Below are 25,187 nucleotides of genomic sequence, written 5' to 3'. Positions count from 1 at the left end.
GTAAATGCTACCCTTACCCAGTCGAGATACGGCCGCTATGGTATTTCCGGTAATATCAACTGGAGAACAGAAAAATTCAACCTGTTCGGCAACTTCGACCAGGGCGACTATCCCCGCCAGGTGACCCGTGAATACAGCAGGAACGTAAAAGAAAGCGACGGCAGCTCTACCTATCTCCAGCAAAATATATTTCAACGCAACCGCTTTAAGAACAACTACCTGAAGGTAGGAACGGACTACTTTATCACCGACAAACAAACTATCGGTATACTGGCTAATGGCTATAAAAACGCCTTCAGTAACCAGATCTACAGCGATGCAAATCTCGGCCGTATCAATATGCCGGCAGACTCCATTGTGAACTCCCTTACCACCAATGATAATAAGTTCGATAACATTGCGCTTAACCTGAACTATAAAATCATACTGGATACAGCCGGCGGCCGCGAAATCAGTTTTGATGCAGATTATGCCCAGTTCAATAACCACCGGCTTATGCAGCTGAACGACAGCCTGCATGATGCCAAAACAGAGCTGAACCGCAACCCCAACAGTATCCGCACCACAGGCGGCACCCAGGTGATCATCAAAAGCCTCAAAGCAGATCTGAGCTGGCCCCTGGGAAAGGAAGGCAAACTGGAAGCCGGCGCCAAAACCAGCTTTGTAACCACCACCAATGTGTTACAGTTTGACTCATTGTTTCATGGCAGTTATAAACCGTCCCCTTCCTTAAGCGACCGTTTTAACTACCAGGAAAATATTTATGCCGCTTACGCCACCTATAAAAAACAAATACACAAAACAAACCTGCAGCTGGGCCTCAGGGTAGAGAACACGGAATCCAACGGTACTTCTTATACAACAGGCACCAATGTGAAACGTTCGTATACCGACTTCTTTCCGAATATTAATATAGAGCAAAAGCTAAACGATAAAAATAAAGTAAGCCTGGCAATGTCGCGCAGGATAGAAAGACCACAATATGGTCAGCTGAACCCTTTTATGTTTTACCTGGACAAGTATACGTATTTCCGGGGAAACCCTTACCTGCGGCCACAATACAGCAATATTGCCGAACTGGCCTATACGTTTAAGGACAAGTACATCGCTACCTTCCGCTATAGCCGGATCAAGGATATGATGGAAGAATTTATTACCCAGGATGATAGTACCAAGGCCTCCATCAGTACAGAGCGTAACTACGATAAAACCGATATCTACAGTATCCTGTTCACGCTGCCTTTCCAGGTTACAAAGTGGTGGACCAGTGATAACAATGCTGATTTCTCTTATAACAAATACCGTTTTGAAGATCCTGCCACTAACGATCCTTACTACCGCTATAACTTTAATTGTTATATCAGCAGTACCAATACCATTACCCTTCCGAAAGATTTTAAGGTAGAGGTGATGGGATACTATAACTCGCCTTTTGTTTTCGGTATTTTCAGGGGCTACGCACAGTATAACCTGAACCTGGGCGTTCAGAAAATGTTCCTGAATAAAAACGCTACAGTGAAATTAAGCTATAACAATATCCTGCGGAATGAAAGCTACCGCGGGGCTGCAGAATTTGCCAACCTGAACATGAGCATTTTTAATACCTGGCAGTTCCGCACGGTGAACCTTTCCTTCAGCTATAAGTTTGGCAGCGCTACCATTAAAGCCGCCCGCGAAAGGAAAACCGGTACCAGCGATGAACAGAACAGGGCGGGTTAAACAAGGATCCGCATCATTTGCTGGATCAGCGCCATCATAGCAGTAGGATATACACCCAGCCCTATTAACAGTATGGTTAAAATAACCAGGGTAATATTACCGGCCATGGGCAGGGCCGGTACCACCATTGTTTGTTGCCCTTTTGCAGGCACCGCAAACATAGCTGCTACCAGCCTGATATAATAATATAAGCCAATCACACTGTTAATCACCAGCATAAACAGCAGGAACCACTGGTGACCATCCACCCCTGCCAACACCACGTAAAACTTACCGATAAAGCCCGCTGTAAGCGGGATACCCGCCAGCGACAACAACATGGCCGTAAATACCGTAGCTACCCAGGGATACCGCCAGAACAGCCCCCTGTAATCAGCAATCGTTTCTGCATCCTGCAAACTGCTCGACATCACAATCACCACCCCGAAAGCGCCGATACTGGTAATAAAATAAGCCACCAGGTAAAAAGCCAGCGCCTCCAATCCCGTTTGCACACCGGATAAAAAAGCCACCAGGATATAACCCATATGCGCAATAGAAGAATAAGCCAGGATACGTTTGATGTTCTGCTGGGTAAGCGCCAGCCAGTTGCCCGCAAACATAGAAGCCACGGCTATAATAGCCACAATCCACCACAACATCGGGTAATCGTTGCCGTGAATATCCTGGTAGAACCGGATAAGCAGCACCAACATGGCTCCTTTGGAAACAGTTGCAATAAAGGCTGCCACCGGCAGCGGCGCGCCTTCATAAATATCCGGCGCCCACATATGGAAAGGAACAATGCCCAGTTTAAAGCCCACTCCTATCAGCATCAGGCCAAAGCCTGCCATCACACTCACCGGCAGGTAACCTGCCTCCCGCAATGCGGCGCCTATGCCCGGAAAATCCATGTGCCCCGTGAAGGCATATATCAGCGCCATTCCAAACAACAGGAAGGCCGAAGATAAAGCCGCCAGCATCAGGTACTTGATACCCGCTTCATCAGAACGCTCACGGGCACGCAGGTACGCAATTAATCCGTACAAACTGATACTCAGTATTTCCAGTCCCAGGAACAGCGACATAAAATGACGGCTCACTACCAGCACCAAAGCGCCTATAGTAGCCAGTAACAGGAGAATGTAATACTCCTCTTTCCGCTCTTCCCTTTCCTCAAAATAGTTAAATGACAACAACAGGATAATAAACCCTGATACCAGTATCAACCCGGAATTAAAGAGGGAAAATTCGTCGATCACCAGTAACGGCGGCACCGGGTGCGGAATATATTTGATGGCAGGAATTACCGCTGCCATGGCCATACCAAAAGCAATCAGCGAAAAGCTGTATACAATGCGGTGATTACGCCAGGCCGCTACCAGCAACATGGCTACCACTGCGGCAGCGCACAGGGTGATCAACGGACCAAGACTTAAAAAATCAGCGAATGACATAGTCGATGTTTTGGGAAGTATTCAATACCGGTTGCGGATGGAAGCCCAGCCAGCATATCACTATTACCAGGGCTATTATGATCACCAGCTCACGCCCGTTCAGATCGGGCATGGCATACTGCCGGTCGCAGGGACCGAAGAAAACTTTCTGCATAATACGCAGCGAATACGCCGTTGCCACCACCAGGCCGATAGTAGCCAGGATGGTAAACACATGGCTGGCCTGCCAGCTGCCCAGCAACACCAGGAACTCCGCCACAAAATTGCCCAGTCCCGGTAAACCAAGAGAGGCCATTACAAAGATCATGGCAGCGCTGCCCATCATTGGAAGCCGCAGCCATAAACCGCCCATCTGCCGCAGGTTGCGGGTATGTATGCGTTCATACAATGCACCGGCAATAATAAACAATGCGCCGGTGCTGATGCCATGTGTAATCATTTGCATCACTACTCCCTGGTACGCTATTTCATTGAAGGCGAAAGCGCCCAGCAGCACAAAACCCATATGGCTTACACTGGTGTAGGCGATCAGTCTTTTCAGATCCGTTTGAGCATAAGCCAGCATACCGCCGTACAGGATGCCTGCCACGCCCAGCAACATAGCTACCGGCGCTATATCCGCCGCCGCTGCGGGAAACAGCGGCAATACAAAACGGAGGATACCATAAGCGCCGGTTTTCAGCAGCAGCCCCGCCAGTATCACGCTACCGGCGGTAGGCGCTTCCGTATGCGCATCCGGCAACCAGGTATGAAAAGGCACTGCCGGTAATTTCACCAGGAAAGCAACCAGGAAGCCAAGCATCAGCCAACGCTCCATGAAAGGCGTCATAGGTGTGTTCAGTAATTCAAAATAATTAAACGTATATACGTTAGTGTTAGCTTTATGCACAAAATAAAGCCCCAGTATGGCCAGCAGCATCAGCAGGCCTCCCGCCTGGGTAAACAGGAAAAACTTATTGGCTGCATATTCCCGGTGCTCATGTCCCCAGATACCAATCAGGAAATACATGGGTATCAGCATCATCTCCCAGAAAAAATAAAACAAAAAAAGATCCATGGTAAGAAATACGCCGGTAATACCGCAAAGCACAAACAACAGGTTAAAGTGAAAGAACCCTACCCGGTTCTGTATCTCCTTCCAGGAGATCAGCACCGCCAGCGCTCCCAGGAAAAAAGTAAGCGCCAGCATCAGCATACTCAATCCGTCCATGGCCAGGTGCAGGCTGATACCAAAATGCGGTACCCAATCCATCCGGAACTGGTACCACCAACGGTTGTTACTGTGCGTATGTTCCAGCCAAACCCCGGTGATAATGCCGAGATTCACCAGCAGGCTGCAAAGGGCTATCCAGCGGCTGGCCGCATGGCTTTTCACGCCGGCTGCCCAGGACAATAACGCCGCAACAAAAAGAACCAATATCATTACCAGCAGTATCATAACTTTTCGTTTAATCGTTCCGGTTATAGGTAAATCCGCCAGATCAGTACAGATAATATCGCCACTGCGCCAAGCACCACGCTTAGTATATACCATCTTAACAAACCGCTCTGCGTACGTGCGAGCACGTTATGACACCATTCCATAAATGCTCCCAGCCCGGTGTAGATCGTATCTATCAGATCCCTTCTGTTGATGCGCGACAGGTACACATAAGGACGCACCAGCAACACGTTGTACAATTCATCAAAATCCCATCCCCTGCCCCAGTAGCCACGCAGCCACATGATGGCAGGCATTTCCAGGAAATCGGACATTCCTTTGGGATGCTTTACCACCCAGGCATAGGCCAACCCTATACCGCTCAGCGCCAGCAAAGCCGACAATGCCTGCGAGGTCCATTCCATACCAGGGCTTTCATGTAATACTGATACTGCAGGCAATACCGGCTGCAACCAGTTACTGAACAGGGTTACATGTCCCATGGTATGCGGCAGTTCTATAAACCCTGCTACCGTAGATAACACGGCCAGTATGTAAAGAGGGATCATCATACTGTTCCCCGGCTGATGGTGCACCTTTGTTTTCTCTTCTCCGTAAAACACCAGGAAGAACATGCGGAAGGTGTACATGCCCGTGAGCAGTGCGCCCAGCAAAGCCGCCAGCCAGAAGCCAACATGACCGCCCGCCGCCGACCAGGATAACCAGATGATCTGGTCTTTACTATAGAACCCTGCTGTTACAAAAGGAATAGCCGCCAGGGAAGCGCAACCGATAAGGAATACCCAGTACACACCCCGCAATTGTTTTTTTAATCCACCCATCTTAAACATATCCTGCTCATGGTGCAGTGCAACGATTATAGCCCCCGCTGCCATGAATAATAAGGCTTTAAAGAAAGCATGTGTTACAAAATGAAATACTGCAGCCGACCATGCACCACAACCCAGCGCCAGGAACATATACCCGATCTGGCTCACTGTTGAATAGGCCAGTACCCTTTTGATATCCGTTTGCACCAATGCGCTGAAACCAGCCAGTATCAATGTAACAGCGCCTATTACAGCAGTGATGGCTTGCGCTGCCGGCGCCAGTTCAAATAAAGTATGTGTACGTGCAATGAGGTAAACACCGGCTGTAACCATAGTGGCAGCATGTATTAATGCGCTCACCGGTGTAGGCCCGGCCATGGCATCGGGCAGCCACGTTTGCAGGGGTAGCTGGGCCGATTTACCTACGGCGCCACCCAGCAGCAGCAGGGCTATTACGGTAATCATGCCATCGTTCACAGACCATACATGCCTGCTGTTTTCCAATATGCCGGGAATGCTTAAAGTACCGGTATACTGGAACAACATAAACAATGCAATGGCCATAGCGGTATCGCCCACCCGCGTTACTATGAAAGCTTTCCGCGCTGCATATCCATTGGCCGGATCTTTATACCAGAAGCCGATGAGGAGGTAACTGCAAAGACCAACACCTTCCCAGCCGAAATACAGGAGCAATAAATTATCTGCCATTACCAGTGTAAGCATAGCGCCTACAAATAAATTCATACAGGCAAAGAAGCGGGCATAATCCAGTTCGTCATGCATGTAACCGGAAGCATATATATGGATCAGGAACCCTACAATAGTGATCACCAGCACAAATACTACCGACAGTGCATCCATCCGGAAATCGAAGCCCGTTTTAAAACCACCGGCTTCCAGCCAGTTGCCGGTATGCTGCACAATGGCCTGTTCCCCATTCGCGGCAAACTGCATGGCAATAATGATGGCCACCAATGCAGCTAACCCGATGCTGCCGCATCCTATTACGGTAACGCCTATACGGCTAATCCGCTTCCAGCCCAGCATAAGCAGGAAAGCACTTATAAAAGGCAGGATCGGTATGAGTGCAGGAAACATACAATTGAATATTTTATCCGTTCATTTTTGCTGCTTCGTCGCTGTCCAGTGTTTTGAGCTGATGATATAGCTGTAAGATCAATGCCAGTCCTACCGAAACTTCCGCCGCCGCCATCGCCAGTATGAAGATGAACATCACCTGCCCGTCGGCCGTGCCCCAGTGGGAAGACGCCACTACAAAGGCCAGCCCTGCGGCGTTCAGCATAATTTCCACAGAAAGCAACATAAAGATGATGTCGCGGCGAACCAGGATACTGATCAGTCCCAGCACAAATAAAACGCCGGCGAGCAACATACCCGCAGTGGTAGGATGTAATATCATGATTGATTATTTTCAAGGAACCGGTGCAATGTTTTTTCTTTCTGCCGTCCTAAATGATAAGCGCCTACAATGCCTGCCATCAGTAACATCCCGGTAAGCTCTACCGCCAGGATATAAGGCCCGAATAAAGCCATGCCCACCTCTTTTGGATTCACCATCTTCACCTCCGAAACCGGCTGATGATTCTGCAATACCAGGAAAACAAGCTCCCCAAGCAAAATGATGCAAAGCAAAGAAGGAAAGATCCAGATACGCGGTTTCAGCCACAGCTTTTCCTGTACAGCCGACTCTTTTCCAAGGTTGAGCATCATCACAAAAAAGATGAGTAATACCATAATGGCGCCGGCATATACAATCACTTCCAGTGCTGCCATGAAAGGCGCGCCGTAGAGATATAACACCACTGCTACTGCCAGTAAAGAAACCACCAGGTACAGCAGGGCGTGCATAATATTGTACCGGGTGATCACCATCACCGTAGCTAATACCGCGATGAACGCAGCAATATAAAATGCAGTCCCTATCATGGTATCAGGCTTTTAATATCTACCGGCGGTTCTTCGTGTTGCGCATCGCCTTTGTCTTTTCCGCGAATAGCCATACCGGCCACATTGTAATAATTGTAGCCGGGATACTTGCCTTCGCTGTTAATGAGCAGGTCTTTCTTTTCGTACACCAGGTTCTGCCGGTTATATTCCGCCATCTCAAAATCGGGCAACAACTGTATCGCGTAAGTAGGACAAGCCTCTTCGCAAAAGCCACAGAAAATACAGCGGGAAAAGTTGATCCGGAAAAATTCCGGGTACCTTCTGCCTGCATCATCTTCCGTTGCCTGCAGGGAGATACAATCCACAGGACAGGCGGCCGCACAGAGGTAACAGCCTACACACCGTTCGCCTCCGTCCGGATCGCGGGTTAACGCAATGCGGCCCCGCCAGCGGGCCGGCAATGGCGCCTTCTGCTCAGGGTACTGAAATGTTTCCCGCTTATGGAACATATGCAGGAATATCAGCCACATACTTCTTACCAGACTAAACATGTTCGTTGTTTTAAGAATTTAACCACAGCTTAATGGCAGCTGTTACCATCAGGTTTAAGATCGATAAAGGAAACAATATTTTCCAGCCATATTCCATCAGCTGATCATAACGTGGCCGCGGCATAGAAGCGCGGAACAGGATGAACAGCATGATAAACGCAAACGTTTTTATCACAAACCACAGCACCGGCGGTAAAAATGCAGGGCCAAGCCAGCCACCGAAATAAAGCGTTACCAGCATACCGGAAATCAGCGTTACGCCCAGGTATTCGCCAATAAAGAACATGCCGAACTTCATCCCTGAATATTCAGAGTGAAACCCTGCCACCAGCTCACTTTCCGCCTCAGGAATATCAAAGGGCAAACGGTGCGTTTCCGCTACGCCTGCTACCAGGAAAATAAGGAAGCCAATAAACTGCGGAATGATAAACCATACTTTCCGCTGTGCTTCCACTATTTCAGCAAGATTGAAAGAACCACTCAATACCACCACGCCCATCAGTGCCAGCCCCATAAATACTTCGTAGCTGATCATCTGTGAGGCCCCGCGCATAGCGCCCAGCAAGGCGTATTTATTGTTGGAAGCCCAACCGCCCAAAACCACGCTGTATACACCCAGCGACGACATAGCCAGGAAAAACAACAACCCTATATTCAGATCGGCTACTATGATACCCGGTGCGAATGGTATCACCACAAAGCTCATGAGCACACTCAGCATCACCACGCCGGGTGCAAACACAAACACTACTTTATCTGCGAAAGGAGGAATCCAGTCTTCCTTAAAAAACAACTTGATCGTATCCGCCAGTACCACCAGCAAGCCGAAAGGCCCTGCCCTGTTGGGTCCATAGCGGTCCTGCCACAGCGCCAGCATCCGGCGCTCCACCCATATAAGCCCGGCGGCCGTATTTAACAGTGCAAAAAGCACCCCGCCTATAATCCACCAGAAGTTTATCATAGCATTATACTTTTATCAGTTGCGGCGCCTCTGAGATCTGCATGCCCGGCAGGCCTACAGGGATCCCCGCAACGCCTTCCTGTAAGGTATCGTTAATGATCACCGGTAACGTATATTGATGCCCGTAATCCATAAAATGCAGCAGGTGGCCTTCGGCGACCTGCAACCGTTTGGCATCTTCGCTGTGCAGCATGATGTACGGAGCAGGAATACGCTCAGCAATGCCCGGTGTATGCACACTCAGCTCTTCAGATCCGAAAATATGATAGAGCGGCACCAGTAATAAATGTTCTTTGAGCGGCAGGTAAGGTTCCGGCACCTCGGTGTAAAACGGCGTATGCCCGTTAACGTGAGGTTCAATGAGCCGGCGTCCCGGGTTACCATCATGCAGCGGTCCACCCGTTTCCACCTGGAATTTATTCACTGACTGTACAGAGTTCCATCCGGGCGCCCAGAAGAAAGGGATCATGGAAGAAGGCGGTTCCCCGCGGTATCCTTCCATGGTGAACGACAAAGCGGTATCCATATCCTGCGGCGGCCGTGGCTCGCTTACGTTAATATTAGCCTGCATAGCCGTGCGGCCGCTGAAACGGTGAGGCTCCCTGGGCACTTTCTGACCGGCAATACGGAAACCGGCATGCGGAGCAAGCGTATCAATACCTTCAAATACTTTGTGGGTACGGGCAATATGATCCACCACATCATCCAGGTGCTCCAGTGCAGAAAGTGCAGTGTGCCCTGTTGCCTTTGCTACCTGTAACAGCCAGCGCCAGCTTTCCTGTACCGCGGAGCCGGGAGAAAACACCTGGAAAAAACGCTGGGCGCGACCTTCATTATTCACCAGCGTACCGTCTGATTCCGCAAAAGTTCCTGCAGGGAGAATAATAGTAGCCTTTTCAGCAGTAGGGTTATAAAGATGATCGAGCAGGATCACATCCTTTACTTTTCCGAAGAACTGTTCTGCACGATGCTGGTTCAGCCTGCGGTACAGGTCATTTTCAAGCACGATCACCGTATCTGCTTCATTGTTCAGCGCGCGGTCTACCGCCGAGTCCAGCCGGTGGCCACCCAGCATTTCAAGCCCTGCACTGTTGCATTCCGGCACTGTATAGGTGAGCATAGCATCGATGCCCAGGTCGTGCAGCGACCATGCCACATTAGCTGCGGCCTTGATGATAGCTTCACTGCCGCCACCATAGCCTGCAATAATAAGCGGGTGCTTCGCTGCTTTGAGTACCCCTGCTATTTCTGCGGCAATTGCTTTGCCCTGTTCAGACATCCCTTTTACTTCCGGCATTTTACTGCTCAGCAGGTGGCTAACGCCAAAGCCTATACGGGCAATGTTGTCGGGTGCGGTGTGATAGGCGCCTTTTGCCAGTTCATCCAGTTTTGTTTCCTGCACATTTAAAATATACAGGGGGCCTTTGCTGTCCTGAACGGCTTCCCGCACTGCAGCATCCTGCCAGGCGGGCATGTGAATGTGACTGATCACTTCTGCTACCGGGATGCGGCGGATGGCCTGCCGTACCGACAAGGCCAGCATCGGCGCCGTGTTGGTAACGTCTTCACCGAGAATAAGCACTACGTCTGCTGCTGCTGCATCCTGCAGGGAAGCGCTGCGCACCGGTCCCTGTTGCAGTATTCTGAGGGAAAGCGATACCAGGTCGTGATCTGCTGCGGATACCCCGAGGTAGAAATTCTCTGCTCCCACCAGTTCCTTCAGCACAGCGTTTGATTCCAGGGAAGCTCTTGGTGAGCCGATGCCGATTGTTTTTCCCGGTACCATCCGTTGCTGCACATGCTGCAACACCGGGATACCGTTGGCTTTATCCGAAGGTCCATGATACACCATCGGTGTTTTGATCCGTTGTTCACTGTTTACAAACTCGTAGCCATAGCGGCCACGGTCGCAAAGGAAATAACCGTTTACCGCACCGTTAAACCGGTTAGTGATCTGCCGCACGGCGCCATAGCGTTCGCCAGCGATGATATTGCATCCCAGGCCGCAGCCCTGGCATACGGAAGCAGCGGAGGTAAGATCCCATTTACGGGTGTAGTGCTGCTTCAGGGTTTTATCTGTAAACACACCGGTAGGACAAATTTCAGCCAGGTTGCCGCTGAACTCACTTTCCAGCGTACCGTCCTGCTGCCGTCCGAAATATACATGGTTATGCGCGGCATACACATCCAGGTCTTTTCCTCCGGCAAAATCTTTATAAAATCTTACACAGCGGTAGCACTGGATGCAACGGTTCATTTCATGATTAAGAAATGGTCCGAGATATTGGTTGTTATAAGTTCGTTTTGTGAAATGATAATCGCGGTAAGAGTGGCCTGTCATCACCGTCATATCCTGCAGGTGGCAGGAACCGCCTTCATCGCATACGGCGCAATCGTGCGGGTGATTGGTCATCAGCCAGCCGATCACATGTTCCCTGAAATTGCGGGCATCGCTATCGTCGATGGATAAACGAATCTGATCCTTTACCGGCTCCATGCACGACATCATGATCTTGCCTTTCTTATCGTCCTCATCTTTGAACACCTTAACGGCGCATTGACGGCAGGCCCCTACTGCACCCAGGGCGGGGTGCCAGCAAAAGTAAGGAAGGTTTAAACCAAGCGACAGGCAAGCCTCCAGCAGGTTTTTGCCTTCCTTTACTTCGTAGGTTTTATTATCAATGTGTATGATTGGCATATGGACATTTTTTTTCTTTGATGTGTTGTTCAAAATCCTCCCGGAAATATTTCAACGCGCTTTGCAACGGTTCCATAGCGCCGGGCGCCAGTGCGCAGAAAGTATTCCCGGGGCCTAACAGCCTGGTATGCATTTCCAGTTGCTCCAGGTCTGCATAAGTCCCTTGTCCCTGTTCCATTGCATATAATATTTTTTCCGTCCAGGGCAATCCTTCGCGGCAGGGCGTGCAAAAGCCGCACGATTCCTGCGCAAAGAAATGCTCCAGGTTATGTACAAACCCCACCGGGCAGGTGCGGTCGTCCAGTATCACCATAGTGCCGGTACCCAGGCGGCTTCCCGCGGCAGCTACTCCTGCGAAGTCCATTTTCACATCGAGGTGGGCATCGGTTAAGAAATCAGTTGAAGCACCACCGGGCAGCGCACCGCGGAATCGGTATCCCGCCTTCATACCACCCGCATGTTCCTCCAGTAATTCCCGCATAGTAACGCCCATAGGTAGTTCCCAGGCACCGGGCTTGTTTACTTTTCCGCTTACACCGTATATTTTCGTACCCCCGTCGGCGGTATAGCTCAATGATTTGAACCAGTCGCCGCCTTTGCTGATAATATGCGGTATGTAAGACAATGTTTCCACGTTGTTAACAATAGTAGGTTTTCCAAACAGCCCGCTTACCTGCGGGAACGGAGGCTTGGCACGGGGTACGGCGCGCTTGCCTTCCAGCGAATTGAGCAGGGCGGTTTCTTCCCCGCACATATACCTGCCTACGCCTGTATGCAATTGCATTTCCAGGCTATAATTTTTACCGAGTATATTTTTGCCGAGATAACCAGCGGCATAAGCATCTGCAATAGCCTGGTTCATGATGCGCGCGGCTTCCTTATATGCCCAGCGCATAAATACAAAACCCTGTGTGGCCTGTATAGCATAAGCTGAAATGATCATTCCTTCCAGCAGCTGATGCGGGTTGCCTTCCAGCAGCCAGCGGTCTTTGAAAGTACCGGGTTCCATTTCATCGGCATTGCAGATCAGGTAGCGGGGGCCGTTTACTTCTGCCGGAACGAAGCTCCATTTCATGCCGGTGCTGAAACCTGCTCCACCACGGCCTTTGAGGTTTGCATCCTTTACTTTGCCTGTTACTTCCGCAGGTGTGAGTTCCTGCAATACCTGTCGTAATGCGGCATAGCCGCCCACTGCTTCATACTCCTTCAGGTGAAGGGGCGCTCCGGATGAGGGGATATGTTGTGTGAGCGGTTTTTCCATCTTTATAAATATTGATCCAGAATTTGTGAGAGGGAAGCTGTTGTCAGATCCCTGTACAGGTCGTTGTCGATGATCATAGCCGGTGCGTGATCGCAGGTACCCAAACAGGCGTTGGGTAATAACGTAAAGCGCTCATCAGGCGTTGTTTGTCCGTAGCTGATCTGCAGCAGTTCCATCAGTTGTTGTTTAATTTCCGTATAGCCCATCACGTAGCAGCTGATACTATCACAGAGCAGGATCACATGCCGCCCTACCGGGCGCCGGAAAATAAGGTTGTAGAAAGTAGCTACGCTGTCTACTTCTGCTGTGCTCATTTCCAGGATGGCGGCAATGTCTGCCACGCTTTCATCAGATACCCAGCGGCGTTGCCCCTGTATAATTTTCAATGCTTCAATACAGGCCGCTTTTTTTACGGGCACCTGCTGCATTTCGTGTGTGATCTGTTCTATTTCAATAGCAGAAAGCATATGTTGTTATATTATCTGTCAATATCTGCAAGTACATAATCCATTCCTCCGAGTATTGATAACAGATCGGCCACGGTGTATCCGCGGCTGATCAGCGGGATCATCTGCATATGCGGGAAAGACGGCGTCCGTACCCTGGTGCGGTAAGAAGCCGTATTGCCATCGCTGATAAGGTAATAGCTGTTCCATCCTTTGGTGGCCTCTGTGCAAACGGCGGCTTCCCCGGCTGGGATTACCGGTCCCCAGCTCACGTTGAGGAAATGATGAATGAGTGTTTCGATATCCTGCATGGTGCGTGCTTTTACCGGCGGGGTGGCCAGCGGGTGGTGCGACTTATAATCCCCCTCCGGCATGTAGGCCACGCATTGTTCAATGATGCGCAGGCTTTGTCTCATTTCTTCCACGCGTACTACGGCGCGGTCGTAACAATCCCCATTTTGTGCCACCGGTATTTCAAAAGCAAAATTCTCATAACCGCTGTAGGGCCGTTTCTTGCGCATGTCCCATTCCAGGCCACAGGCCCGTAGCCCCGGACCGGTTACCCCCCATTCAATGGCTTCTTCCTGTGTGTAAATACCGATGCCTTTGGTACGGGCTTTAAAAAGATAATTTTTCATCACCATGCTGTCGTATTCCTTCAGCTGCTTGGGGAAATAGCTGATAAAGTTTTTCACCAGCGGCTCCCAGCCATCGGGCAGGTCCTGCGCCACGCCCCCGATGCGGAACCAGTTGGGATGCATGCGGCCGCCACAAATAGCTTCTATGATCTCGAAAACACGTTCACGGTCGGTGAACATATAGAATACCGGCGACAGCTGCCCGAGGTCCTGGGCAAAGGTGCCATACCACACCAGGTGACTGGCAATACGGAACAGTTCGCAGAGCATAACACGGATCACCTGGGCGCGTAGCGGTACATCTATCTCTCCCAGCTGCTCTACCGACAGCAGGTAAGCCAGGTTATTATTCACGCCGCCGAGATAATCCACGCGGTCGGTGTATGGAATGTAGGTGTGCCACGACTGGCGTTCTCCCATCTTTTCAGCGCCGCGGTGATGAAAACCGATATCCGGTACGGCGTCTACAATATCTTCCCCGTTAAGCTGGAGAATAATGCGCAGTACACCGTGGGTGCCCGGGTGCTGCGGACCTATGTTGAGGAACATGAAGTCGGCGTCCTCGCTATGGCGTTTTAAGCCCCATTCTTCGGGTTTAAACCGCAGGGCCTCCTGCTCCCTGTCCTGCTTCTCATCATAGAGCTTAAACGGTCCCATTTCAGTAGCGCGTGCGGGATGCTCCTTCCGGAGCGGATGCCCCTCCCAGGTGGAGGGCATGAGGATGCGTTTCAATAAGGGGTGCCCATTGAACCGGATGCCGAACATATCGTACACCTCGCGTTCATACCAGTTGGCGGCCGGCCAGATGGGCGTGATAGTATCCAGCGCCGGGTATTCGCCGTGGAGACCGGCTTTGATGCGCAGGAATTCGTTTCTGTCGAAGGAAAAAAGTGTGTAAACAACGGTAAAGTCATAGGGTTTATGCCCGTTCTGCTGCCGTTTATACGCACGCTCATCAATGGCCGTGAGGTCATAGAGCATGCGATAGGGCATTTGTATTTCAGATTTAAGGAACTGTAGTACGGCCACAATATGTTCCTGTGGCGTCCAGAAGGTGGGCGTCCCATCCCGTGTAACCTGAGGTTTGAAGGTGATATCACCAAAACGGGAGCTTAATTCCGCTTCAATGCGCTCTGGCATGGCGTATTAAGTTTAGATGGGGGTAAGATAATATTGTGGTCTTTTTCCGGTTTAATCTTTCATATATCCGTTAGTGTTAGTAAGTATTATTATATCTGATCGGGTGTTTTAAACTGGGTCATCTGTTGCCGCTTTTCATACAGGGCATCTTTCATGGATATTTTTTCCGGCCTGACCACGCCTTCGTCACCGATCACCCAGCTGAGCGGCCGCTTTTCCTTGCCTACACTGTCGCGCAGCATCACGAGGCCAGACATAAATGCGTCGGGGCGTGGAGGGCAACCAGGCACATACACATCTACCGGTAAAAACTTATCTACTCCCTGTACCACGCTGTAGATGTCGTACATGCCTCCGGAGTTGGCACAGGAGCCCATAGATATTACCCAGCGGGGCTCCATCATCTGCTCATACAAACGTTGAATGACGGGCGCCATTTTTATGAATACGGTGCCTGCTATGATCATGACGTCTGCTTCGCGGGGAGTACCTCTTATTACTTCCGCGCCGAAACGCGCCATGTCATACTTAGGGGTCATAGCGGTAGCCATTTCTACAAAACAACAGGAAAGGCCAAAGTGAAAGGGCCAGAGTGAATTTTTCCGTCCCCATGCCAGCAGGCTTTCTACAGAAGTGAGCATTACACTCTGCTGTATCACTTCTTCCATAGAAGTATTGCCGGATATTTTACCCGTTACATCATTTGCGTTGGTAAGCCACCATTTCATATTAGAGTTGATTTACCTTATCATAAAACCAACATGCTATTGCTACATCAGTGCCTGTGGCGTTGGAGTCTTAATGTCCGTGTAACCGTTAACGTTAGCGGAGTGTTTCTTCCGCATTTTCTTATATGCGCGTAAAATTCTTTTGCCATCGGGCCCGAAGTCCAATGCACCGTTACGCCATTCGTAAATAAGTACAGCCAGTAATATAAAAATGAAAACAGCAACGCCGAGAAAGCCGGTCCAGCCAACTTCTTCATAGGCAATTGCCCAGGAGATAATTAAAACCGTTTCAATGTCGAAAATAACGAAGAGCATCGCTACCAGGTAAAACTGGGAAGGAAACCGCAATCGTGCAGAGCCGGTGGAGATAATACCGGACTCATAGGCCTCGCCGGTAGCACGGTCTTTATGCCGTTGCCCCAGTACATACGAGAGCCCCAGTATGATACTGATAAGTATCACAACAATAGCACCATATGCTAAAAATGGCCAGATGGGGGTGATGTCAGAAACAGCGCTTTTCAAAGTGTTCGCCCTCCGAGCGATTTACTTAAAAGTCCGTTTTGCCAGTCTGTCTGATAAATACCAGTAGTCTGCTTTCCAATCTACTGAACATGTCTGTTAGGTAATGCTAGTCTGTAAACCGCCAGATCAAGAGGGAAGACCGGGGTATGAACCCGGTTTCATAACGTTCAGGTGCCGCGATACGGTAAAGACTATATGAAACTGAAGTTACAAAAAATACAATTAAACAAAGATTAAAAATGCGATACTCAGGTATGCGTACCCGTAATATAGCATTCAAGACTGGTAATGATATGCTGCTGGTCGTCAATAATAAACTTCACCACATCCCCGATAGAAATCAAACCCACCAGCCTGTTCTGCTGATCAATCACCGGCAGGTGACGGATCCTCTTATCTGTCATCAGTCCCATACAATCCTCAATGGAATCATCTTCCGTAACCGTAATAGGCCGTTCTGTCATGATTTCACGGATCAGTGTTTCCTTGGAAGCACGTCCTTTAAGGATCACGCGGCGGGCATAGTCACGTTCGGAAAAAATTCCCATGAAATGTTCATCTTCATCAACTACTGTCAACGCTCCCACATTATGGTCAACCAGGAGCTGAAGGGCTTCAAAAACAGTATTGTCGGGATTTATGGAGAATACTGCATGACCCTTTACCTGCAGGATATTACGTACCTTTCCCATGGCAAGACTTTTAGAATAGTAAATAAATGAAAAACCACCATTCCTAAGTTACCAATTTTGAATGTTAAAAGCAAGGCAGTGAAAATAAATTATTCGTGTAAATAGTACGCAAAGATCGCCTTCGGCGATGAAAATTGTCTTGGAACACTGATTACGCTGATTATACTGATTACCTTGATTTGATTATATTATATTTTTTAAGATAATCATTCAAAGTAATCAGTATAATCAGCGTAATCCGGGGTCAGACAAAAATCCGTGTCAGACAAAATCCGCCTTCTATATTAATTACAAACTCAATACACCCTTCACTGGTGCAGGTGTTTCCTGGAGCAGGTCGAACACTACAATTTCGTTGGCGCCTTTCTTCAGCCATGGTGCAGGGCAATACAGGTTCTTCTGTGGTCCTATTTCCCAGTAGCGTCCCAGGTTGTGGCCATTTACCCAAACAATTCCTTTTTTATAACCCGACATATCGATGTAGGTATCGCCGGTTTTACCGAGGTTAAAAGTGGCTTTAAAAAACTGCCCTGGTTTGGTAGCGTTATTGGAAGATGCACTCAGCTCCTGCACAAACTTTTCTGTCATTGGTAAGCCGTACACGTCCCAGTTCATCAGCGTCATGCCGTTAAGAACTACACGATCTGTGATGCCTTTACGATCTATAAGTGCATCTGCAAAGTTGATGCGCCCCATTCCCTCTACCAGGATTTCCAGTACCGGATTTTGCACATCCGTTTTAGGCAGATCAATTGTTCTTTCTCCAAGGCGGCGGTCAATTTTCCCGATATATTTACCATTGAGGAATACCGTAGCATAATCATGCAGGTCTTTGATAGTGAGCTTACCGCTCTTATGGCCTATCAATGTAGTTTTATACACCATAAAACCGTAGTCCTGCCCATAAGCCTCAAATGGCTTTGGCTGCGGGGATTTAACCGGTTGCGGCAAATGATCCCACACCGAAGTAAAGGCCGTAAGATTGAATTGAGGGATCGTAATGGCGGGTATTGGCTTTGGAATAGCTGGTAATTTTTTGCCCTTCGGGAGATATGAACCGATCAGTTTACGCAGCGCTTCGTACTTCGGCGTCGCATTTCCCTGTTCATTAACTGGCGCATCGTAGTCGTAACTGGTTACATCCGGTTCATAACCCTTTCCGCCGGAATTGGCGCCGGCAGTATAACCGAAATTAGTGCCTCCATGAATTACGTACAGGTTGAAGGAACGTTTGGTATCCATAAGGAACTTCACTTCTTTAGCGATACCATCTATGCCCGGCCGTTGCCATTGTTCGCCCCAGTGGGTTAACCAACCGGGGTAAGATTCGCTGCTGAAGGCAGGTACATTGGGGTTCTGTTTTTTTGCGGCAGCGAAATCCGCTTCCGATCCACCGGAGTCCAGCCCTATGGCAGCGCCTTCCACACCGCCCGCTTCCAGCATATAGGCAGTGGCGCCATCCGCAGTATAGAATGGTACATTGATACCATTCTTCACCCACATCTCTTTCAGTGTATTTAAATATTCTTTGTCGTTGCCGTAACTGCCATATTCATTTTCAATCTGCACCATTACAATTGGTCCGCCATTGGTTACCAGCAATGGTTTTACTTCAGCAGCCAAACGGTTTACATAAGTAGTTACCGCCGCTATATAACGCGGGTCCATACAGCGTACCTTTATATCGGGTGTTTGCAGGAGATAAGGTGGCAAACCGCCAAACTCCCACTCGGCACAAACATAAGGGCCAGGACGCAGCAGCACCCACATGCCTTCTTCCTGCGCTATCTTAATAAATTCCGCAATGTTGTGATTGCCGGTACTGAAATCAAACTGCCCTTTCACGGGTTCCTGGTAGTTCCAGAAAACATAGGCAGCAATGGTGTTGCAACCCATTGCCTTCGCCATCTGGATACGGTGACGCCAGTATTCACGTGGTATGCGGGCCGGGTGCATTTCTCCGCTGATCATCTGGAATGGTTTCCCATCCAGCATAAAATCAGTTTTACTTAATGCAAAAGAATGTTTGCTTTGCGCCTGTACTGCCTGCCCCATCCAACAGGACAGCGCCAGCATACCGCTTAGGATTACTTTTTTCATTGTTCAAATAAGTTGCAGATAAGCGTACAAAGTACGTCAAAAAATTGATTCCGGGGAGTTTTTGTAGGCTTACCTGCATTCTTATTGTATACTGATGTCTGCCACTACCGCCCTGTGGTCTGACGCATATGCTTTCTCCACTTCGTCGTATCCTGTAACGCTGCTGTAGCGGGATACGGAAAAGCTGTTTACCGGTGTGGTCATAATATAATCGATAGTGCGGCCGGGGTTATCGGAAGGAAAAGTAAATGCACACTGCTGCAGGCAGCCCGGGCTCATAAAACTTCGCATGATATCGATGGTGCGCGAGCCCGGAATGGCATTGAAATCGCCTCCAAGTATCAGGGGCAGGGAAAGGCCTGCCACTATCTTTTTAATTTCCGCGGCCTGTAGTAAACGGCTGTCTTCCTGCGCCAGGTGATCAAGATGGGTGGCTGCAAAGTAAAACTCATGCTCCTCTTTTTTTACGCGGATCATGGCTACCGTTCTGAACTCGCCACCTACGCTGGCGGCCACAGGCAAAGCATAACGCTTGCTGCTGAGGATCGGTAAGCGGGATAGCACTGCATCTCCATATTCCCCTCCTCCCACATCAATGGCCTTTGTAAAATACCACTCCATGCCTGTGAGCCGGGCCAGTTCCTGCGCCTGGTGAACGTTTACGCCGGTACGACGGGTATACACATCTACTTCCTGCAGGGCCACCAGGTCGGGCTTTTCCCTGTTAATGATCCTTGCCAGGGCCTCCAGGTTGGCAGGCGCTCCGGAGGAAGCACGGGCGCCGTAAATGTTGTAAGTCATCACTCTTACCATCGTTTTGGGGCGCACCGGCTCCCCCGGTGTGGCCTTGTCTTTATCAGACTTGCCACACGAAAGCATTACACCTGCCATACATAGGGACCATATAAATTTCTTTATCATCATCTTGCTCAGTTGATCAGAATGCATTGATCTCTGCCATATTGGTCAGGTAGCTGTCGCCCTGGCTGGCATTGACCGTTAGTTTTACAAACCTGGCTTCGTGGGCATATGCCAGGTAAACGGTACTTACTTTATCATTGGCCAGGGTAAAACTTTCTGAGTAGGTCCAGGTGTTACCATCTGCGCTCAGCTCCACGATGATATCTTTGGGATTGCCTGTAGCTTTTACCTCGCCGGTATTTTTGTCGGTTCTGCCGGTAAGACTGATACCATGGATCTTCCTGCTTTCCTGCATATCTATTGTAATATAATGCGGTGGCCCCGGCTTGGCGGCTTTCCATTGGGTAGTCCAGAATGTATTTACATCGCCGTCGAATGCGTGAATAGCATGGCCGTTGGCGGCGCCTTCTCCTGTTGGTTCTTCAGACGATAAGTCCGTCACCTTCCATTTGCTGCGGTCCATTGCAGGAAACGGGTTAGTAGTATAATGCCCGCTGATCAGGAAATAGGCAGTGCGTAGCTTTTCGTTTACACTCATATTCGTTTCAATGGTTACCGGCAGCAGGTAACTGCCTACACCATCCAGTTTGTCCACATGCACTACCAGGTTTAAAGGGGCCGTGCTAAACCTGCCGGCCGGAATTACTGCAGTGGGCTGTTCCAGTTCATAACTGCCTTCGGGCAGCATAGGATAACTGGTAAAATTGTTACCGTTGAAGTGATCTATGAGCGAGGCATCTACGCTGAATTTCACCGGTATGTCCGATGCCGGTGAATGCGGCCCTCCGTAGCAGGCGCCGTAAACGATACTGTCTGCTTTGTCGGATATTTCAAATGAATATACGGCAGGAGCGGAAACTGCCTGTGGCATGTATACAACAGCGGTGCTGTCGGAAATATCTCTCAGTTCCATGCTGTTGTTCCGGCAGCTACTCCAGGTAGTAGCTGCGGCAAGTGCGCATATTAATAACTTTATTTTCATCTTCATAAAATTGATCATCAGGAAATAAATTACCAGCCGGGATTTTGCACCAGTTTCCTGTCGCGGTCTATTTCCGATTGAGGAATAGGGAACAGGTAATAGTTTTTCAGGAAAACCCTTCTCTCAAAAACTGTTCGCTGGTAAAACACGAGGTCCGTAAGTTTGGTACCGGCATCTACATTCATCCCGTAGAAGTTGCCACCATCGGTTTGTTCAGCGATCTTCCAGCGCCGGGTATCAAAATAACGCAGGCTTTCCAGCGCCAGCTCCACCCTTCTTTCATGCCAGATCTTTGTACGCATGGTTGCCTGTCCCAAACCTGCAGCAATATCCGGCACTCCTGCCCTGTTGCGGATTTGGTTCAGGTACTTCAGGATGTCGGGGTTACCCGGTTCATACTCGTTCAATGCTTCTATATAATTCAGTAATATTTCCGCGTAACGGACCAGTATAAACGGCCGGGCCACGTATTGAGAAATCCTCGGGTTGCTGTCCGGATGAACATTCTTCCTGGCTATATAGCCGGTACGGGGAAAATCCCAGGAACCTTTTTTACCCGTGTTACCTGTGAAATAAGTTTGTATCACTTTATCACCTTCGCTTTTATTGATCCAGAGGCTTCCGTTATAGCTAACATTCACATAAAAACGGGGTTCCCTGTTTACATACATGTTGTAGGTACCGGCAGTAGTGTATTTGGTAGCTGCCGTGGAAAATCCTGTTTCCACGTAACCCGATCCTGCTTCATGAATCCCTTTCCCGTTCTGCATCTCAAATTCATCCACCAGTTGCTGGGTAACGGCAACTGCCGCATATCCACTTGCTAAACGCGGCGTTACTGAACGTTCCCAGTCTTTCAGGTTGTTTGTTGTCCTGGCAAAAATCACCTCTGAGTTCCAGGGATCCAGGAATACATCGCGGGTTGACAAATAAGGATCAAAAGCGCCGCTGGCATCGTTCTTACGATACAGGGCGAAGTTGAAACCGGTGATTACATCACGGGCGGCGTCAGCAGCGCGTTTCCACTTTTCACGATCGTATTGTGAGCTGATCAGTTGTTTACCATCGAGGTTGCGGAAGCCGGCGTAATCGGCATTGCCATTGAATTGCGGGCTGGCAGCCAATAATAGTACGCGGCTTTTAATGGCCTTACAGGCGGCTTGTGTAGCGCGGCCATAGTCGTTTTCACCCTGTGCAGTAAAGTGTTTGGGTAATTTCTGCGCAGCAAGGTCCAGTTCTGAAACAATATAGCTCACGCATTCGTCGTATGAATTGCGCGGTTTCTGCATTTCCTCATCTGTAGGCAGCAGGTCGCCGGCAATGGGAATATCGCCCAAGATAATGGCTGGCCCGTACTGGCGTATGATACCATAGTAAAAGAACGCGCGCAGGAAACGTGCCTCCGCTTTATATTGATCAATAAGATCCTGCCCGTTGGGAAGCGCCAGTATTTCCTGGTTACCGTCTATATGCTGCATAAAATAAGTAGCAGAACGGATGCCCTGGTAAAATTTTGTCCAGTTATTCATATAGTCCGATGCGGCGCTCCAGTTACCCAGGTTCATGGGATAGGTGTTGTAGCCGGAACCGGGCCTGTCGTAGGTGATATCTGCATCATCTGAACAACCTTCCCATGCGGAGGTGTTGCGATAAGCTTCATTAGGAATAGTAATGTAGATATTAGCGAGGTATTCTTCGGAATATCTTCTCCGGTTAAATACCTGTTCTATGGTAATACGATCGCTGGGTACCTGGTCAAGGAATTTACTGTTGCAGGAAACCGTTAGCATAGACGCACTCACCAATAAAACGTGTGCGATCTTTTTTATTTTCATCGGGAGAGAATTATTAGTTTTTGAATGATCATTGTTTCTTATCAGAAGTTGACAGCAACCCCTGCAGAATATGATTTAGTACTTGAATAAGCCGCACCTCTTCCATTTCCTACTTCTACGTCCCAGAGTTTGAATGGCGAGAAAGTGAGGATGTTAACACCCTGCAGGAAAATGTTGGCGGATTTGAGCTTCATGCGTTTCATCCAGGCGTCGGGCAGGTTATAGCTCAGTTGCAGTGTTTTCAGGCGGATATAGTCGCTGTTCTTGATCCACCAGGTACTGGCGGCGTAGTTGTCGTTCAGCGAACCGGCCATCAGGCGGGGATAAAAAACATCCTGCTTGGGGTTTTCTTCTGTCCACCGGTTGTTGATATTACTAAACAGGTTGCCCCTGCTGAGGCCCTGCTGGAAAGGCATAGTGCCTTCGCCGTTCAGCAGTACGTCTACATGGGCTGCGCCCTGGAACAGGGCTGAGAGTGCAAATGCTTTATACCCGAGTGTAAAACCGAAGCCGTAAACAATTTCCGGAACATCGCCATAGCCTATGGGCGCCTGGTCGTAAGAATCGATCACGCCATCGCCGTTAATGTCTTTGTATTTAATATCGCCGGCACGTACATCGCCTGGCTGCCTTGGTGAGTTCTGTACTTCTTTGTCGCTTTCAAAAAGCCCCAGTGCGATGTACCCGAAACGCTGTCCTACGCGGAGCCCTTTACGGTCCAGCCATGGATATTTCCAGCTGGGATCATCGTTCTCTACTACTTCATTCCTGTTATAGGTGAAATTGCCCAGCAGTTGCAGGGAGAAGGCGCCGATACGGCGGTTATAGGTTACAGAGGCATCTATTCCTTTGTTATCGATCACACCTACGTTTCCAAACGGTGCATTGATCATCCCTATATAACCCGGCAGGGATTTACGGCGCAGGAAAATACCGCTGCGGTACTCCCTGAAGAGATCCACCTGCAAAGTGAGATCGTCGTGCAACAGCCCGATATCGAAGCCCAGGTTGGTTTTACGGGAAGTTTCCCATTGTACATCCACTGCGTATTCACCAATTTCCTTACCGGTATATTTCTGGTTGATATTCCTGCCAAAGTAATAGTCGCTGGTATTGGCCACCGTAGCCAGATAGGCAAACCTTCTGCCATCTATATTACTGTTACCCACAATACCGTGTGAGAAGCGGATCTTGAAAAGTGATACCGTATTTTTAATACCGGAGAAGAAGTTCTCTTCAGATACTACCCAACCCAAACCGGCGGAAGGGAAAAAACCATAGCGGCTATCGGGGTAAAAGTTTTCCGATCCGTTGTAACCAAAGTTCACTTCTGCAAAATACCGGTTGCGGAAACCGTAGGTAAAACGTCCTGCCAGTCCCTGGAAGCGATAGGGTAAAGATGTTTCCAGGTCGCCCGCATAGGTGTTGGCCTTATCGCTGCGGTTGTAGAGCAGCATACCGGATACATCGTGTTTACCAAAGCTCCTGTTATAGTTCAAACCCAGTTCAGAATAAAATGTACGTTCTCCCTGGTTACTTTTTGTATACTGCAAAAACTCGGTGCCTATAGCTACCTGGTCGAAGGTAAGATTACCATCTGCATCACGGCCGTTGGCCAGCCAGGTATCGGGTATTTTCGTATAGCGGTTGCTGGTATAGTTATAGGCATCAAATGAAAACATACCTGTTACAGACAATCCTTTCGTAATAAAAGGCAACTCCTGTGTAAGCCGCAGGTTAGAATACACCTGGCTTCTCCATTGATTGGCGTAACCGCCCTGGGTAAGACTAGCCCAGGGATTAGACAGGCTGCCGGAGCGGATATCGGCCACCTTGCCATCCGGGTAGCGGGTAGGGATCTGCACCGGTGTCATAAAATATGCGTCGGTAAAAATATCCGACACAGCGGTAGTGGGCAGGTTTACATTGCTCAGGTAGCCCTGGATACCCAGTTTAACGGTAGTGGTGGCGGATGGTTTCAGTGTAATGTTAGAGGTAACATTATAACGTTTAAGGAAGATAGAAGAATTATATTTCGTAAGCTCATCTGTTTTATACATCCCCAGTTCATCATAGTAACCAAGACCAATATAGTATACTGATTTTTCAGAACCACCGCTGATATTGGCATTCGCATTTCTCACTTTTCCATTGTTACGAAAAAGTTCCGCAAACCAATCCACATTCGGATACAGGTAGGGATCGCTGCCATCGGCGGTTTTCTGTATAGCCTCATCGGAATATACGGGTGCGCTGCCACGTGTGGTGAGCGCTTCATTCGATAATTTCATATAGGTAGGGCCATCGGCAAAAGAAGGCAGTTTGGTAAACTGGGTGATACCTTCTGTATAACGCAGATTATATGCGGGCTTTCCCGGCTTACCGCTTTTTGT

The 25,187-nt window shown here is 49.2% G+C and carries 20 protein-coding genes; 1 reads left to right on the top strand and 19 read right to left on the bottom strand.

Annotated elements, in window-relative coordinates; genetic code table 11:
• The coding region (locus tag VN105_RS16780) for an outer membrane beta-barrel family protein (RefSeq protein WP_325642682.1) at positions 1 to 1,719 on the top strand (1,719 nt) is incomplete at its 5' end.
• Here the strand turns inward: VN105_RS16780 and VN105_RS16775 are convergent.
• The 19 genes from VN105_RS16775 to VN105_RS16685 form a co-directional block, all read right to left on the bottom strand.
• Positions 1,716 to 3,155 (bottom strand): NADH-quinone oxidoreductase subunit N, encoded by a 1,440-nt coding sequence (locus tag VN105_RS16775; protein WP_325642681.1) that lies wholly within the window; start codon positions 3,153 to 3,155, stop codon positions 1,716 to 1,718. The two genes, VN105_RS16780 and VN105_RS16775, sit on opposite strands and share 4 nt — an antisense overlap.
• On the bottom strand, positions 3,142 to 4,593 hold the full coding sequence (gene nuoM / locus VN105_RS16770) for an NADH-quinone oxidoreductase subunit M (RefSeq protein WP_325642680.1): 1,452 nt from the start codon (positions 4,591 to 4,593) through the stop codon (positions 3,142 to 3,144). Before nuoM ends, VN105_RS16775 begins: the two co-directional genes overlap by 14 nt.
• Before the next feature lie 23 nt (positions 4,594 to 4,616).
• On the bottom strand, positions 4,617 to 6,506 hold the full coding sequence (gene nuoL, locus VN105_RS16765) for an NADH-quinone oxidoreductase subunit L (protein ID WP_325642679.1): 1,890 nt from the start codon (positions 6,504 to 6,506) through the stop codon (positions 4,617 to 4,619).
• Between the two features lie 13 nt (positions 6,507 to 6,519).
• Positions 6,520 to 6,828 (bottom strand): NADH-quinone oxidoreductase subunit NuoK, encoded by a 309-nt coding sequence (gene nuoK / locus VN105_RS16760; RefSeq protein ID WP_325642678.1) that lies wholly within the window; start codon positions 6,826 to 6,828, stop codon positions 6,520 to 6,522.
• Complete coding sequence (nuoJ, locus tag VN105_RS16755; RefSeq protein WP_325642677.1) at positions 6,825 to 7,355, bottom strand: NADH-quinone oxidoreductase subunit J; 531 nt, start codon at positions 7,353 to 7,355, stop codon at positions 6,825 to 6,827. Before nuoJ ends, nuoK begins: the two co-directional genes overlap by 4 nt.
• Positions 7,352 to 7,867: an NADH-quinone oxidoreductase subunit NuoI gene (gene nuoI, locus VN105_RS16750; protein WP_325642676.1), complete on the bottom strand. Its 516-nt coding sequence runs from the start codon at positions 7,865 to 7,867 to the stop codon at positions 7,352 to 7,354. The genes nuoJ and nuoI overlap by 4 nt, the downstream gene beginning before the upstream one ends.
• Positions 7,868 to 7,877: 10 nt before the next feature.
• On the bottom strand, positions 7,878 to 8,828 hold the full coding sequence (gene nuoH / locus VN105_RS16745) for an NADH-quinone oxidoreductase subunit NuoH (RefSeq protein WP_325642675.1): 951 nt from the start codon (positions 8,826 to 8,828) through the stop codon (positions 7,878 to 7,880).
• A gap of 4 nt (positions 8,829 to 8,832) precedes the next feature.
• Positions 8,833 to 11,526 (bottom strand): NADH-quinone oxidoreductase subunit NuoG, encoded by a 2,694-nt coding sequence (gene nuoG / locus VN105_RS16740; protein WP_325642674.1) that lies wholly within the window; start codon positions 11,524 to 11,526, stop codon positions 8,833 to 8,835.
• Positions 11,507 to 12,787: an NADH-quinone oxidoreductase subunit NuoF gene (nuoF, locus tag VN105_RS16735; RefSeq protein ID WP_325642673.1), complete on the bottom strand. Its 1,281-nt coding sequence runs from the start codon at positions 12,785 to 12,787 to the stop codon at positions 11,507 to 11,509. The genes nuoG and nuoF overlap by 20 nt, the downstream gene beginning before the upstream one ends.
• A 2-nt stretch (positions 12,788 to 12,789) precedes the next feature.
• Positions 12,790 to 13,254 (bottom strand): NADH-quinone oxidoreductase subunit NuoE, encoded by a 465-nt coding sequence (gene nuoE / locus VN105_RS16730; RefSeq protein ID WP_325642672.1) that lies wholly within the window; start codon positions 13,252 to 13,254, stop codon positions 12,790 to 12,792.
• 11 nt (positions 13,255 to 13,265) lie between these two features.
• A complete protein-coding gene (nuoC, locus tag VN105_RS16725; protein WP_325642671.1) occupies positions 13,266 to 15,011 on the bottom strand; it encodes an NADH-quinone oxidoreductase subunit C/D in 1,746 nt (581 codons plus the stop codon).
• An 89-nt stretch (positions 15,012 to 15,100) separates the two neighbouring features.
• Positions 15,101 to 15,739 (bottom strand): NADH-quinone oxidoreductase subunit B family protein, encoded by a 639-nt coding sequence (locus VN105_RS16720; RefSeq protein WP_325642670.1) that lies wholly within the window; start codon positions 15,737 to 15,739, stop codon positions 15,101 to 15,103.
• 42 nt (positions 15,740 to 15,781) lie between these two features.
• A complete protein-coding gene (locus VN105_RS16715; RefSeq protein ID WP_349255711.1) occupies positions 15,782 to 16,264 on the bottom strand; it encodes an NADH-quinone oxidoreductase subunit A in 483 nt (160 codons plus the stop codon).
• Positions 16,265 to 16,512: 248 nt separating this feature from the next.
• Positions 16,513 to 16,956: a CBS domain-containing protein gene (locus VN105_RS16710; RefSeq protein ID WP_325642668.1), complete on the bottom strand. Its 444-nt coding sequence runs from the start codon at positions 16,954 to 16,956 to the stop codon at positions 16,513 to 16,515.
• 288 nt (positions 16,957 to 17,244) lie between these two features.
• Positions 17,245 to 19,056 (bottom strand): beta-galactosidase family protein, encoded by a 1,812-nt coding sequence (locus VN105_RS16705; protein WP_325642667.1) that lies wholly within the window; start codon positions 19,054 to 19,056, stop codon positions 17,245 to 17,247.
• Positions 19,057 to 19,137: 81 nt separating this feature from the next.
• A complete protein-coding gene (locus tag VN105_RS16700; RefSeq protein ID WP_325642666.1) occupies positions 19,138 to 19,980 on the bottom strand; it encodes an endonuclease/exonuclease/phosphatase family protein in 843 nt (280 codons plus the stop codon).
• Between the two features lie 13 nt (positions 19,981 to 19,993).
• On the bottom strand, positions 19,994 to 20,959 hold the full coding sequence (locus tag VN105_RS16695) for a BT_3987 domain-containing protein (protein ID WP_325642665.1): 966 nt from the start codon (positions 20,957 to 20,959) through the stop codon (positions 19,994 to 19,996).
• A gap of 29 nt (positions 20,960 to 20,988) precedes the next feature.
• The gene (locus tag VN105_RS16690) at positions 20,989 to 22,794 is read right to left on the bottom strand and encodes a RagB/SusD family nutrient uptake outer membrane protein (RefSeq protein WP_325642664.1); all 1,806 of its coding nucleotides are present in this window, start codon (positions 22,792 to 22,794) and stop codon (positions 20,989 to 20,991) included.
• A gap of 41 nt (positions 22,795 to 22,835) precedes the next feature.
• Positions 22,836 to 25,187: TonB-dependent receptor (locus tag VN105_RS16685; protein ID WP_325642663.1), on the bottom strand; the 2,352-nt coding region annotated here is incomplete at its 5' end.

Source organism: Chitinophaga sp. (assembly GCF_035564935.1).
Taxonomy (GTDB): Bacteria; Bacteroidota; Bacteroidia; order Chitinophagales; family Chitinophagaceae; genus Chitinophaga.
This window is presented reverse-complemented; position numbering and strand designations above follow the sequence as displayed.

Coding starts and splice junctions, on each gene's coding strand:
- VN105_RS16775 (WP_325642681.1), bottom strand. CDS start 3,155: ATGTCATTCGCTGATTTTTTAAGTCTTGGTCCGTTGATCACCCTGTGC.
- nuoM (WP_325642680.1), bottom strand. CDS start 4,593: ATGATACTGCTGGTAATGATATTGGTTCTTTTTGTTGCGGCGTTATTG.
- nuoL (WP_325642679.1), bottom strand. CDS start 6,506: ATGTTTCCTGCACTCATACCGATCCTGCCTTTTATAAGTGCTTTCCTG.
- nuoK (WP_325642678.1), bottom strand. CDS start 6,828: ATGATATTACATCCTACCACTGCGGGTATGTTGCTCGCCGGCGTTTTA.
- nuoJ (WP_325642677.1), bottom strand. CDS start 7,355: ATGATAGGGACTGCATTTTATATTGCTGCGTTCATCGCGGTATTAGCT.
- nuoI (WP_325642676.1), bottom strand. CDS start 7,867: ATGTTTAGTCTGGTAAGAAGTATGTGGCTGATATTCCTGCATATGTTC.
- nuoH (WP_325642675.1), bottom strand. CDS start 8,828: ATGATAAACTTCTGGTGGATTATAGGCGGGGTGCTTTTTGCACTGTTA.
- nuoG (WP_325642674.1), bottom strand. CDS start 11,526: ATGCCAATCATACACATTGATAATAAAACCTACGAAGTAAAGGAAGGC.
- nuoF (WP_325642673.1), bottom strand. CDS start 12,787: ATGGAAAAACCGCTCACACAACATATCCCCTCATCCGGAGCGCCCCTT.
- nuoE (WP_325642672.1), bottom strand. CDS start 13,254: ATGCTTTCTGCTATTGAAATAGAACAGATCACACACGAAATGCAGCAG.
- nuoC (WP_325642671.1), bottom strand. CDS start 15,011: ATGCCAGAGCGCATTGAAGCGGAATTAAGCTCCCGTTTTGGTGATATC.
- VN105_RS16720 (WP_325642670.1), bottom strand. CDS start 15,739: ATGAAATGGTGGCTTACCAACGCAAATGATGTAACGGGTAAAATATCC.
- VN105_RS16710 (WP_325642668.1), bottom strand. CDS start 16,956: ATGGGAAAGGTACGTAATATCCTGCAGGTAAAGGGTCATGCAGTATTC.
- VN105_RS16705 (WP_325642667.1), bottom strand. CDS start 19,056: ATGAAAAAAGTAATCCTAAGCGGTATGCTGGCGCTGTCCTGTTGGATG.
- VN105_RS16700 (WP_325642666.1), bottom strand. CDS start 19,980: ATGATGATAAAGAAATTTATATGGTCCCTATGTATGGCAGGTGTAATG.
- VN105_RS16695 (WP_325642665.1), bottom strand. CDS start 20,959: ATGAAAATAAAGTTATTAATATGCGCACTTGCCGCAGCTACTACCTGG.
- VN105_RS16690 (WP_325642664.1), bottom strand. CDS start 22,794: ATGAAAATAAAAAAGATCGCACACGTTTTATTGGTGAGTGCGTCTATG.